This is a genomic window from Thalassotalea sp. PS06, assembly GCF_007197775.1.
Lineage (GTDB): Bacteria > Pseudomonadota > Gammaproteobacteria > Enterobacterales > Alteromonadaceae > Thalassotalea_A.
In genome coordinates this window covers 2,261,054-2,274,269 of sequence record NZ_CP041638.1, presented here as the reverse complement: position 1 = coordinate 2,274,269, position 13,216 = coordinate 2,261,054, and the positions used below count along the sequence as shown (strand labels likewise).

Sequence of the window (13,216 nt, the reverse complement as noted above, 5' to 3'; positions counted from 1 at the left end):
CTTTTTCTTTAGTTCAAAAAGTTACTTGGGCTGTGCGTCGATACGCTGGCCATTCACGTCTTTACTATCATCGCTCATCAGATAAACATAAGCTGGCATAATGTCTTCTACCGTCGCAATTTTGGTTTTATCTTCGGCTGGAAATGCCGTCTGACGCATCTTGGTATCGGTAGCACCTGGGTTAATGGCATTACAGCGAATGCTGCTATCGTCATACTCATCGGCGATTACCTGCATCATACCTTCGGTAGCAAACTTAGAAATGCTATAAGGCCCCCAATATGCCCGGCCTTTATTACCTACGCCTGAGGTAGTGAATAACAGCGAGCTTGACGCTGATTTTTGCAGGGCAGGGATCAGCGCTTGTGCCAGATAAAACTGCGCATTAAGGTTAACCTGCATCACATCATCCCAGATTTGCTTAGCGATATTTGCAAATGGTGTTAACTCGCCAAGAATTGAAGCGTTTAACAGAGCACCATCTAATTTGCCGAACTGGTCGATTATCGTGTTTGCCATATCCTGATAGTTTTGCTGTGTCGCACCCTTCATATCTAGCGGCACAATCGCTGGTTCCGGGTGACCCGCAGCAACAATCTCGTCATACACTTGTTCAAGTTTGGCCACGGTGCGGCCAAGTAGAATGACAGTGGCTCCGTATTTTGCGTAGTGAATGGATGCTTGTTTGCCGATACCATCACCCGCTCCGGTAACTAAAATGGTCTTATTGGCTAAACATTGCTCACTCGGTTGATAATCAAACATAAGAATATAGATATAGAAAACTGATAGGGGTATTCTACCTAGGCTAACTTTGGCTTTCGAGAATTTATTAATAATTTATAAAAGAAAAGCCGGTTTTGCTTTATTTTCTGCAAAAAAACGCTAGATTAGATAGCCATCTTGAGCTAAGTTAGAAAAAACTAACTGGTCTAACTAGTTATGTTCGTTCGTTTTTAATAACAGAAATGATGAACGGACACTTATACAACAACAATGATGTAAAGCAGAACAAAAGAAATAAAGACTTTACTGGCTTTTGGGGAGAATACATGAAAAAGCTCTTACTATGTCTGGCGGTTACCAGCGCCTTGGGCCTAAGTGGATGTGATTCTGAATCCATTGACGACGTTATCAATGATAATCCGGACCAGGCACTTACTCCGTCTTCAACGGTAGCCTTTGATCCTTCTAACGGGGTACTTTCTTTCCCCAACAATATCCTGTTTGCTGGCACAATGGATGGTACCTTGAACCTTCCCGTTGAAGACCCAACTAACTTATCTGATCCTTTAGTTGCAGCAAACGCCCTTGACGGTTGGTCTACTAACCAACCTTTCATTCAGTCATTTAATTTTGCCGAAGGCGTAGGCCTTGACCCGGTTGCTATTTTTGCCAGCGATGCGGTAAGCCTCTATGAAGTTGCGGCCGGCGGCGATGCCGAGTGTCCAGACTTTACCCGTGGCCTTGCTTGTGCACCGCGCGCCAAATTAGTAATGGGCGAAGATTTTATTGTTCAACCTGCTGGTAATGATCTAGCAATCGTGCCTCTTAAGCCTTTTAAAGCCAAGACAACTTATGTTCTGGCTCTCACGGATCGCCTGCTTGATACCGAAGGTATGTCAATTCAGCCTTCCTCGACTTACGAGTTATTACGTGTTGATATTTCTACACCACTAGCTGATCCTTCGCAGTTGGCTCTTCAGGCACAAATCAACAGCTTTGAAGACATCGTTGAAGGTTATGGTATCCAGCGCGATAGCATTACTTACACAGCAGCTTTCACTACCCAATCTATCGAAGATTCGGTAATGGTAACCAAAGAGTTACTCGCTGCCTCATTAAACCCGGCTACTCAGTTATTCCCAACGCCAGCCGTTGCGGTACAAAATACGGGTTTAACTGCAGCTCAGGCGTTAGGTCTGGCAGCTGATCCACAATTAGGGCCGTTGTTCTCAACCGCTAAGTTATATATGGGCCAGGTAACTCTACCTTATTACTTAGGTACTGGTTTAGAGTCGACCACTAAGCCATGGACTGCAATGTGTGATTCAGGTGCCGTTCTTGCGGCAATTGACCCATCTATCCTTCCGATGGAACCCGTATCGGCAACCGACGGTGCATGTATGCAGTTTGGTCTTCGTGATTTACCAGAATTTGGCTTAGACCCAGAGCGTAACATCACTAAGTTCAATCCAATTCCAAAGGTTATGGAGCTGCAAAATGTAGAAGTTCAAATGACCATTCCTGATCCAGCTGTTGCTAATGCGGTTCGTCCTTTACTTGGTTTTGAAGGCACCATTGCTGAGCCAGAAAATGGTTGGCCGGTAGTTATCCTGCAACACGGTATCACAGGTAATAAAGGCCAGATGCTGGCAATCTCTGGTATCTTATCAGCTGCAGGCTATGCAACGGTTGCAATCGATCACCCTCTACATGCTAGCCGTGGTGTTGATTTAACTGGCGATGGCAACAATGAGATTGATGCATCAACTAACCCGTTTGCCTACATGAACATTGCAAACCTGTTGAATGCTCGTGATAACTTACGTCAAAGTACAACGGATCTTATGGCGCTTCGCTTAGGCCTTAACTTTGCACAAGGTGCGAACATCGATGCTTCACAGACGCATTTCATCGGAGCATCTTTAGGTGGTATCGTTGGTTTGAACTTTATGGCAACAACCAATACGTCATTTAATACCGGTAGTGCTGAGCAGGATGCGGTCCTAAATTCTATGTTTGCGGTTAAAGCAAGTACGCTTTCTACGCCAGGCGGCGGTATTCCTAACTTCTTGCTTGAATCAGCAGCATTTGAAGATATTATCAAGGCTAATCTGGCATACAGTGCATCGCCTGAATTTAAGGCATTTGCAGACGCTACCTTAGGTGACGCAGCTGCTGACCCAGTTCAGCTAGCCTCTATTTGGCAGCCGTTTGTTGACGCGCTAACGCCAGCGCAGCAGGGCGCATTGAATTCTACTTTCTCAATGTTCGCGTTCGCTGCTCAATCTATCCTTGATGCTGGTGACCCGCTTAACTATGCGAAAATGGCAAGTGCAAACATGTCGCCAATTCACCTAATTGAAGTTGTTGGTAACGGCATGGACAACCTTCCGGATCAGGTTATCCCTAACACGGTTTCTGTGCATCCTTTAGCAGGTTCATCGCCGCTGATTGACACGATTGGTTTGCCAGTGGTTAGCCAGACTTCAGTTTCTGTAGATGGTATGCCTATCTCAGGCGCGGTTAAATTTGTATACGGGCATCACGGTTCACTACTTTCTCCATCTCCGACAGAAGGTTCTCCAAGCGCTGAATTCAGTGCTCGTGCAACCCAGGAAATGCAGAATCAGGCAGTGACTTACTTCCTGACCGGTGCAACTGTTATTCCTGTAACGGATACCGAAGTGGTCCTACAGTAATCGTTACTTACATTAAATTTTGTAAAAAGGAGGCTTAGCCTCCTTTTTTAATTTTAATGTTTCCCCATAATGAGATAACATCGAAATAATTATATTGATGTCTATCTAGCAATTCCCAGGAGAAAGAAATTGGAATTTCTTTATGAATATGGCTTGTTCTTCGCCAAGGTTATGACGTTTGTCATTGCAATTATCGCGATTATCGCCACCGCAGCAGGTGTCGCACAAAAACAAAAAGGACGTAAAGGCGAATTAGAATTAACCGATTTGACCCAACAGTTCAAAGACGTTGAAGAAGAACTTACCAACCATTTGCTAGATAAAGATGAGCTGAAGGCTCGTCACAAAGAGCAGAAGAAACAGGAAAAGGCCGAGCAAAAGGCCAAGAAAGACGACAAGTCCGAGCCTGAGAGCAAATCACGTTTATTCGTACTTGATTTTAAAGGCAGCATTGATGCCCGTGAAGTTGAAGGCTTGCGTGAAGAAGTTACTGCCGTGTTATCGGTTGCCACTGAACAAGACGAAGTTTTAGTTCGCCTTGAAAGTGGCGGTGGTATGGTTCACGGTTACGGCCTGGCATCTTCACAATTGGATCGTATTCGTCAAAATCAGATTCCGTTAACCGTTGCCGTTGATAAGGTAGCTGCCAGTGGTGGTTATATGATGGCATGTGTGGCTGATAAAATTATCTCTGCGCCGTTTGCAATTTTAGGTTCAATTGGTGTTCTAGCTCAGGTTCCCAACTTCAATAAACTATTGAAAAAGAACGATATTGAGTTTGAACAACTGACTGCTGGCGAATACAAGCGCACATTAACCATGTTCGGTGAGAATACCGATAAAGGTCGCGCTAAGTTTGTTGAAGAGCTGGAAGAGACTCACGATTTATTTAAGCAGTTTGTATCAGAGCACCGTCCTTCTCTGGATATCGATAAAGTTGCGACTGGTGAGCACTGGTTTGGCTTAAAGGCGAAAGAGTTAGGCTTGGTTGATGATATCAAAACCAGTGATGACTATTTGATGGCATCGGCAAAAGACAAGTCGGTGTTGGCGGTTAAATATTCCGTGAAGAAGGGCTTGGCTGAGAAGTTAGGCAAAGCGGCGTCAATATCTATTGAAAATGTTTTTATCAAGCTTTGGCAAAATAATCGTATTTTTCCAAGCTAAACTAAAATCGCTTAAAGCTTAAAAATACCGACGATACGTCGGTATTTTTGTATCTAAAACATAATATTTTGGAGTTAACACCATGGAGAAAGAGTTCTGGCAGCAATGCTGGGAAAATGATCATATCGGCTGGCATCAAGACGACATTCATCCGTGGTTAGCAGACTTACTACCATCAATCAGTCAAGCCGAGAATTGCCATATGCTTGTTCCTCTGTGCGGGAAGAGCATGGATATGCTTTACCTGGCGCAATTTGGCAGGGTTATACCAATCCCACTAAGTTTGTGCACAACTCAGAGTTAGGGCAGAGGTTCAGTTACAATATAGATTTTATTGATATAGTCATTCTATATTAATGAAATATAGGGCAGTAAATGGGCCTCACACTAACTCCCTACGGGTGAGTTTTAAAGGCATTTATTCTGCGTTATTGATTTTGACAATGGAATAACCATTCTCTGCAATCAAAGCCTTGTCTAAAAGCCTTTAAATTCTCACTGAGTGAGCAATAATTTAATGGGATTGGTATTACTGGTGTCGAGCTAAGCGAATTAGCCTGTGAACAGTTTTATCAGGAAAATAACCTTGAGGTATCGAAAGTGAAAACAGAGCAGGGGAGTTTGTATATTTCACCCAATCCACCTGTGAGTATCTATCAGGGGGATTTTTTCGCCGTTGAGCCTGAATTCACCGGTTCGATTGATTTCATTTATGACCGAGCCGCCCTTATCGCATTACCCGAAGCAATGCGTAAACGCTATGTTGAGCATTTAAAAAGGTTTATGGCTAACGGTACCAGAGTATTGTTATTTACTCTGGAATATCCACAACAAGAGCTACAAGGGCCTCCTTTTAGTGTGAGCAAGAGTGAGATCGAAGAATTGTTTGTCGATTTTCAAATTAACCAGCGCAAACAACGAGATTTAATCGGGAATAAATTCGCCAGACGTTCACTTAGTGTCAGTAGTTTGGTTGAAACGGCTTATTTGATAACTGCGTAGCACCCTAAATTGGAGATTTAGTTTCTAGCACACGAAATCAAAGATTTAGTTTCTAGCACACGAAATCAAAGATTTAGTTTCTAGCACACGATTGAAAATCGTTCCTAGCATGCAATCAAAGATTGCGCCTAGCCTCTAGCCTCTAGCCTTTAGCCGCTAGGAATGCAATGTGCTAGGAATGCAATGTGCTAGGAATGCAATGTGCTAGGAGTGCAACGTGCTTGCTAAAAAAAGCCCGCGGTCAATATAACGGCGGGCTTTCACTTAACTACTTATCTTTGAGATGATGAAAATCGACTTCATCTTCACTCTCTTGCACTTGGGTATCCGCATAAAAGACTTTCTCATCAAACTGGCCTTCAGATTTACCGACAATTACGGTAACCATTGAATCACCGGTGACGTTAACCGCAGTGCGGGCCATATCCAATAAACGATCGATACCAATAATCAGGGCGATACCTTCAACAGGCAAGCCAACCTGGGCAAGTACCATAGCGAGCATGATCATACCAACACCTGGTACACCGGCGGTGCCGATAGAAGCCAGAGTTGCCGTCAGGATTACCATCAGGAAATCCGTGATAGACAAGTCGATATTAAACACCTGAGCAATAAATACGGTTGCAACACCTTGCATAATGGCGGTGCCGTCCATATTTAATGTGGCCCCTAGAGGTACCGTGAATGATGCAATTGAGTTATCCACACCCATTTTTTTCGTCGTAGTATTTAACGTTGAAGGAATGGTTGCATTCGAGCTTGAAGTACTGAATGCAAATAGGGCAGTGGTTTCCATTTTCTTGATAAAAGTGACTGGATTCAACCCGGTCAGCAATTTCAATATCACCGGGTAAGTTACTAATCCATGGATAGCCAGCACAACTAACACCAAGCCAAAATATTTGGCTAAGCCCCAGATTGCTGAGATATCCAGGTCACTAAACAGTTTCACCATCAGGCAGAATACACCATAAGGCGCAAGATTCATCAAAATAATGACTAGTCGCATGACGACTTCATTCATGTCCTGAAAAAGGTTGGCGATACGCTGACCCGCATCACCAGCAAGTGCTACCGCAATACCGAACAACACCGCAAACACGATGACTTGTAACATGTTTCCTTCGGCAAACGCATTAAACGGGTTACTTGGGAACATATTAATGATGACCTGAGCTAACGAAGGAGCCTCTTTGGCAGCGTAAGTGGTTTCCGCAGTCATGTTGAAATCAGCACCTGGCTGGACAATAAGCGCAGCCATAATAGCTAATGAAATTGCAATGGCGGTGGTCATCAAGTACAAGCCAATAGCGCGGCCACCAATTCTTCCGAGTTTACTGGTATCGTTTAATGAAGTTACGCCACAAACTAATGATACAAATACCAGCGGCACAACCAGCATTTTTAAACTGGTGATAAATATCTGACCACCAACGTGGAAGATACCATCAACGAAAAAACCGCGAATGGAAAAGTCGAAGAAACCAAAGGGAATGAGAAGATCGCCATCTTCACCAAGGCTCAATAAGTATTTGAATACAAATCCCAGAGCGATACCTGAAATCATACCAATCACAATGCGAGTGGTCAGGCTTTGTGCAAATTGTTTATCCATAAAATTGTCTGTTTTTGAGGCGGGACGCCTTTTTTAGTTAGTGATCGCTATTGTTAACCATTTGGCAAAACACTGCCACTGAAATTTTTATGCCATGAAATGTAATCAAGTGTAACGCTTTTGTAAATAATCGGTTAATATGTGCGCCGCTAATAAAAACATGTTCAGGGAGAACGCTTTATATGAAGCTGTTTCAGCAAATTTTTTTCCTCTTATCTTTTACGCTATTAACCGCCTGTGGTGGCGATCCGTTGGGTGAAGGGGAGTCCTCTAATTCGTCTTCGGGTAGTGGCACCAGTACGGGGGGCGGATCATCCGGTGGCCCCGAAGAGAGTGATCTAACCTTTTCTCTATCAATCGATAACACCTCTATTTCTGCAGCTAATCCTGCCGTTGTAACTGCTACCGTTTTACAAAATGGAGATGCATTATCCGGGATTGTTGTAACTTTTAGCTCGGACCTCGGTGAGTTTGATGTCGAATCCGGAACCGCACTTACTAACAGTGATGGTATTGCCACCATAGGTTTGACTGCAGGTTCTGTTGCCGGTGCTTCAACCGTTCAGGCGAGCTTTGAGTTTGACGGCAGCAGTTATGACGATTCAATTGGTTTTGAAACGGCGGGTGATCAGGTTTCAAAAATAGTATTAGATCTTTCTGTTGTTGAACCTAATTCCACCAATGAAATTAATGTTATAAATACCAATTCCCCCGGCCAGATAGTTGCCAATGTAATCGGCGTTTCTGAACCTGTCATCGTATCTTTCAAAACCGATATCGGAGTCATTCCGGTAACGACCGCAATTACTGACGAAAACAATCAGGCGATTGTCGATATTTATGCCGGAGATAAGCTGGGAGCGGGGACTATCACGGCCTCTCTTAACACTGGCGAGCAAGGTCAGCAACTTATTGTCGTTGGCGCTACCAATCTATATATGGGGTCCGAAAATATTGATGTGAGCGTCGACCCTATGGTCGGAGTTGGTCAAGCACAATTGAGTATTGATCCTGCTGACCTCGACGCTGGTGCAACGATGAGTGTATCGGTGAAAATTGTCGATGAAAACAATGTGGTATATAGCCAGCCATTGGAAGTTAACTTCTCTTCGGATTGCAGCTCTTCAGGTGTGGCGCTGCTTAGCACGCCAGTAACAACTATTCATGGCGTTGCTACCAGCACTTATAGGGCTGATGGTTGTATTGGACCTGATACGATTATCGTTTCCGCTGATGTAGGCGGCGTAAGCCTTTCTGCGACGGCTGTTGTCAATGTCAAACCAGCGACAACTCATAGCATAGAGTTCATTTCGGCAAATCCTGAAAATGTATCTCTCAAGGGGGTTGGCGGAACTGAATTCTCTATTGTTAAATTTAAAGTTCTCGATATTAACGGTAATCCAGTACAAGGTGAAACGGTAAATTTCGCACTGAATACTGATGTTGGAGGAATAAATCTAGATCCTCTTGAAGCGAAAACTGATGCTCAAGGATTCGTACAAACCATCGTTAATGCGGGTAACATAGCAACAACAGTTCGGGTGACTGCATCTGTAGTAGATGCAAACATTAGCACCCAATCTAATTTGTTGGTTATTTCGACAGGTATTCCTGATCAGGACAGTGTCTCGATATCTTCGGAGAAATTTAACCTTGAAGGATGGAACCATGACGGCGAGGAAACAGCAATCACTGTGAGACTTGCTGACGCATTTAACAATCCTGTTCCAGATGGTACGGCAGTATCGTTCACCGCTGAAGGTGGAAGTATCGAACCGTCATGTACAACGGCTAAAGGGGCGTGTTCAGTTACCTTTACGTCGCAGAATCCGCGTCCAGATGATGGACGTATTAGTGTATTAGCGACTGCGATTGGTGAAGAATCGTTTGTTGACCTGAATGGTAACGGACGATACGACAATGATTCGGAAACGGCAGCGGAAGTTGTAAAGTTTAATGAAGAACTGGGTCGACGAGATATCGGTGAAGCGTTCCTTGATTTTGATGAGAATGGTGTTTACAACAGTTCAGCGAATGATGTGTTTATCGACTTCGACCTTAGTGGCGATTATACCCCGGGTGATGGCACTTACACAGGAAGCTTATGCGACTTTCCACAGGACAACCTTACTTGTTCTCATGCCCGCTCTCTTAACGTCAGGGGAAGTTTAGTTCTGGTTATGTCAAGTTCGGCAGTTGAATTCAGAACTATTAGGGTAAAAGATCAGTTCGTTGCAAGTGGCATCGATGATCCAAAGATAACGTTAACGGGTAAAGAAGTTGGAAATTTGACTGTCCAGATTTTTGACGAAAACCAGCAACAATTACCTGTCGGTACCAAAGTCAAATTTGCGGTAACCGAGGGGTCGATTCTGACTGAAGATGAGTTCACCTGGCCGAACAGCAACAGTACTGAACTGCGTGAATTTTCGGTCGAAATTCAGGGGGATGATGTTGCAGAAGACGTTAATGGCATCATAACTATTACCGTTACAACCCCGAAACAAAAACTATCAACGTACGATATTCCGATTACCATACTGTCTGAATAACCCAAATTATCGTTGATAAAATAGAAACCAATCGCTTTTTATTTGATTGGTTTCTTTGTTTGCGGAATTATACCAATCGCATTAAATTATTGCTCACTCAGTGAGAATTTAAAGGCTTTTAGACAAGGCTTTGATTGCAGAGAATGGTTACTCCATTGTCAAAATCAGTAACGCAGGATAAACGCCTTTAAAACTCACCCGTAGGGAGTTTACCAGAGGCTCATTTACGGCCCTATATTGCATTAATATAGAATGACTATATCAATAAAATCTATGTTGTAAATGAACCTCTGCCCTAACTCTGAGTTGTGCACAAACTTAATGTGATTGGTATTACCCTTTGGCTCAAAAAAACACCAATCGAAAGAATAAGTTAAAAAACTTCTTTTCCCTTACCGCTATCTTTGATTATGATGGCTGATCAATAGCCATCCAGATGGTGAAATTGCTATTTTTGTGCTGACCTCCTTTGATATAAGAACGAAATATTTGCTTGTCAGTGGCAAAAATTACATATATACCTAATAGCAATTCGCAATTTGAAAAAATAATTTAACGTTGAAACAATATATTAGGCCGTCACCCCTTTAAAAGCTCGTTGGGTGATCTTATATAGGCGTTATTCGTTACATATAGCAGGCAGTCAAAAAAACTGCGCAATGGGCCTGTCCACAGGAAAGTAAGAATTTATGGCAAAGTCTCTGGTCATAGTCGAGTCACCAGCGAAAGCAAAGACAATCAATAAATATCTAGGTAAGGATTTCATCGTTAAATCCAGTGTCGGCCACGTGCGCGACTTGCCCACCAGTGGAAGCGGCAAAAAAGCACCAACCAAATCACCGGCAGAAGTACGCAAAATGACGCCGGAGCAAAAAGCCATATATAAAGCGAAACGCGATAAAGTCGCACTGTTTAATCGAATGGGGATTAACCCAGAAAAAGATTGGGCGGCGAAATATGAAGTATTGCCTGGCAAAGAAAAAGTCGTAAACGAATTAAAAACTTTGGCCGATAAAGCCGATATGGTCTATCTCGCAACGGATTTGGATCGCGAGGGAGAAGCGATCGCCTGGCATTTAAAAGAGATCATTGGTGGCGATGACGATAAGTTCCGCCGCGTTGTTTTTAACGAGATTACACAATCGGCCATTCAGGAAGCGTTTAAGCAACCTGGCGAGCTGAATATGAATGGCGTAAATGCGCAACAGGCGCGGCGTTTTCTCGACCGTGTTGTAGGCTTTATGGTCAGCCCCTTGCTCTGGAAAAAAATCGCCCGCGGGTTATCAGCAGGGCGTGTACAGTCGGTGGCCGTTAAACTAGTCGTTGAGCGCGAGCGGGAGATCAAGGCGTTCGTTCCAGAAGAGTTCTGGGAAGTGCATGCGGATACCTTAACTGAGGCGCAGCAAGCGCTGCAGCTGCAGGTAACTCACCAGGACGGTAAAGCGTTTAAGCCAGTTAATGAAGCTCAGACGAATGCCGCATTGAGCGTTCTACAAAACGCCAGCTACCAGGTGAGTAAGCGTGAAGACAAACCTTCGAAGAGCTCACCTTCTGCACCATTTATTACTTCAACGTTGCAACAGGCGGCAAGCACACGCCTTGGTTTTGGCGTAAAACGTACAATGGGTCTTGCACAACGCTTATATGAAGCGGGTCACATTACTTATATGCGTACCGACTCAACCAACCTATCAAAAGATGCGGTTGATAGTTGTCGTCAGTACATCACCGATAATTTCGGTGCTAATTACCTACCGGAAAAACCGAAAGCCTACGGTGCCAAAGCTAATGCCCAAGAAGCGCACGAAGCGATTCGCCCTTCAAATGTTAAGGTTGAGTCTGCATTCCTGAATGATATGGAAGCGGATGCCCGTAGACTTTATGACTTAATCTGGCGTCAGTTTGTTGCCTGTCAAATGACAGCGGCTCGTTATGATGTATCGACAATCACGGTTTCAGCTGCAAACTTTGATTTAAAAGCCAAAGGACGTGTTATGCGTTTTGACGGTTGGACCAAAGTTCACGCGCATTTATCGAAAAGTGACAAAGATACGCATTTGCCTGATTTACAGGTTGGCGAACCGATTACCTTAAAGCATCTTGAACCAAGCCAGCATTTTACCAAACCTCCGGCACGTTTCGGTGAAGCTTCATTAGTTAAAGAGCTGGAAAAGCGCAGCATTGGTCGTCCATCGACCTATGCGTCAATCATTTCTACCATTCAGGATCGCGGATATGTGCGTCTTGAAGGTAAGCGATTCCATGCTGAGAAAATGGGTGAAATCGTTACTGATAGTTTATCCGGAAGCTTTGAAGATCTGATGAGTTATGACTTCACTGCGAAAATGGAAGATAGACTTGATGATATCGCTCACGATAAAGCCTACTGGAAACAGGTTCTGAGCCAGTTCTATGAGAACTTTACTGAACAGTTAGGAAAAGCAGATAAAACTGTCGAAGACGGCGGTATGCAACCTAATGAGCCAGTACTGACCGATATTGATTGTCCAAATTGCGGCCGTAAAATGGCAATTCGCACGGCATCAACAGGTGTGTTCTTAGGTTGTAGTGGCTATAACCTGCCACCAAAAGAGCGTTGTACCCAGACTATGAACCTGACTCCAGGTGAAGAAGCTGAAAACGTCATTGGTGAAGATCGTGAAACCGAAGCGTTAATGGCAATGCGTCGCTGTAAGAAATGCGGCACTGCCATGGATAGCTACCTGATTGACGAAAAACGCAAACTTCATGTTTGTGGTAACAACCCGACTTGTGATGGCTTTGAGGTTGAGAAGGGCGAGTTCAAGATTAAAGGTTATGATGGTCCGCTGATCGAATGTGACCGTTGTGGTTCTGATATGGAACTGAAAAATGGTCGTTTTGGTAAGTACTTTGATTGTACTAACAGCGATTGTAAAAACACCCGTAAATTGCTGAAGAATGGTGAAGTGGCGCCACCAAAAGAAGATCCGGTAGATTTACCTGAGCTTCGTTGTGAGAAATCCGATGCCTTCTTCAAGCTTCGTGATGGTGCGGCTGGGATATTCTTAGCAGCAAGTACTTTCCCGAAATCACGGGAAACGCGAGCACCGTTAGTGGCTGAGCTGGCGCGTTTCAGAGACAGAATTTCTCCGAAATTCTATTATCTGGCTGACGCACCACAGCAAGACCCAGACGGTAACCCATCAGTCGTTCGTTTCTCACGTAAAACCAAAGAGCAATACGTGATGACAGAACTGGATGGCAAGGCTACCGGCTGGATCGCTAAGTTTGTTGATGGCCAATGGGTCGAAGAGCAAACCAAGAAAAAAACCGCGAAAAAACCGGCTAAGAAAGCTGCGAAAAAATAACTCACAAAAAACCGCCTGACAGGCGGTTTTTTTTCATCTTTATTTAGCCACAGTATCTATACCTGCATTAAACTTTGCAAAAACATAGGATTAGTTTTCCAT

The 13,216-nt window shown here is 43.9% G+C and carries 8 protein-coding genes; 6 read left to right on the top strand and 2 right to left on the bottom strand.

From position 1 onward, the window contains the following. Positions 1-21: 21 nt before the first annotated feature. Positions 22-765 carry a YciK family oxidoreductase gene (locus FNC98_RS10070; RefSeq protein ID WP_143581107.1) on the bottom strand — a complete coding sequence of 248 codons (744 nt, stop codon included), beginning with the start codon at positions 763-765 and terminating at the stop codon, positions 22-24. A gap of 287 nt (positions 766-1,052) precedes the next feature. Here FNC98_RS10070 and FNC98_RS10065 point away from each other — a divergent pair, with 287 nt between their 5' ends. The 4 genes from FNC98_RS10065 to FNC98_RS10050 all read left to right on the top strand — a co-directional run bounded on the left by FNC98_RS10065 (position 1,053) and on the right by FNC98_RS10050 (position 5,594). After that, on the top strand, positions 1,053-3,425 hold the full coding sequence (locus FNC98_RS10065; protein WP_185967929.1) for a VolA/Pla-1 family phospholipase: 2,373 nt from the start codon (positions 1,053-1,055) through the stop codon (positions 3,423-3,425). A gap of 129 nt (positions 3,426-3,554) precedes the next feature. After that, a complete protein-coding gene (gene sohB, locus FNC98_RS10060) occupies positions 3,555-4,592 on the top strand; it encodes a protease SohB (RefSeq protein ID WP_143581105.1) in 1,038 nt (345 codons plus the stop codon). A gap of 82 nt (positions 4,593-4,674) precedes the next feature. Then, positions 4,675-4,896 carry a hypothetical protein gene (locus tag FNC98_RS17095; protein WP_143581104.1) on the top strand — a complete coding sequence of 74 codons (222 nt, stop codon included), beginning with the start codon at positions 4,675-4,677 and terminating at the stop codon, positions 4,894-4,896. A 218-nt stretch (positions 4,897-5,114) separates the two neighbouring features. Further along, positions 5,115-5,594, top strand: a complete 480-nt coding sequence (locus FNC98_RS10050) for a thiopurine S-methyltransferase (RefSeq protein WP_143581103.1) — start codon at positions 5,115-5,117, stop codon at positions 5,592-5,594. A 268-nt stretch (positions 5,595-5,862) separates the two neighbouring features. Here FNC98_RS10050 and FNC98_RS10045 read toward each other — a convergent pair whose 3' ends face one another. Then, positions 5,863-7,212, bottom strand: coding sequence for a dicarboxylate/amino acid:cation symporter (locus FNC98_RS10045; RefSeq protein ID WP_143581102.1), 1,350 nt, complete (start codon positions 7,210-7,212; stop codon positions 5,863-5,865). Between the two features lie 182 nt (positions 7,213-7,394). Between FNC98_RS10045 and FNC98_RS10040 the strand changes: the two genes are divergently transcribed. Beyond that, positions 7,395-9,764 (top strand): hypothetical protein, encoded by a 2,370-nt coding sequence (locus tag FNC98_RS10040; RefSeq protein ID WP_143581101.1) that lies wholly within the window; start codon positions 7,395-7,397, stop codon positions 9,762-9,764. Positions 9,765-10,453: 689 nt separating this feature from the next. Beyond that, positions 10,454-13,114 carry a type I DNA topoisomerase gene (gene topA, locus FNC98_RS10035; protein WP_143581100.1) on the top strand — a complete coding sequence of 887 codons (2,661 nt, stop codon included), beginning with the start codon at positions 10,454-10,456 and terminating at the stop codon, positions 13,112-13,114. The last annotated feature ends 102 nt before the right edge of the window (positions 13,115-13,216 follow it).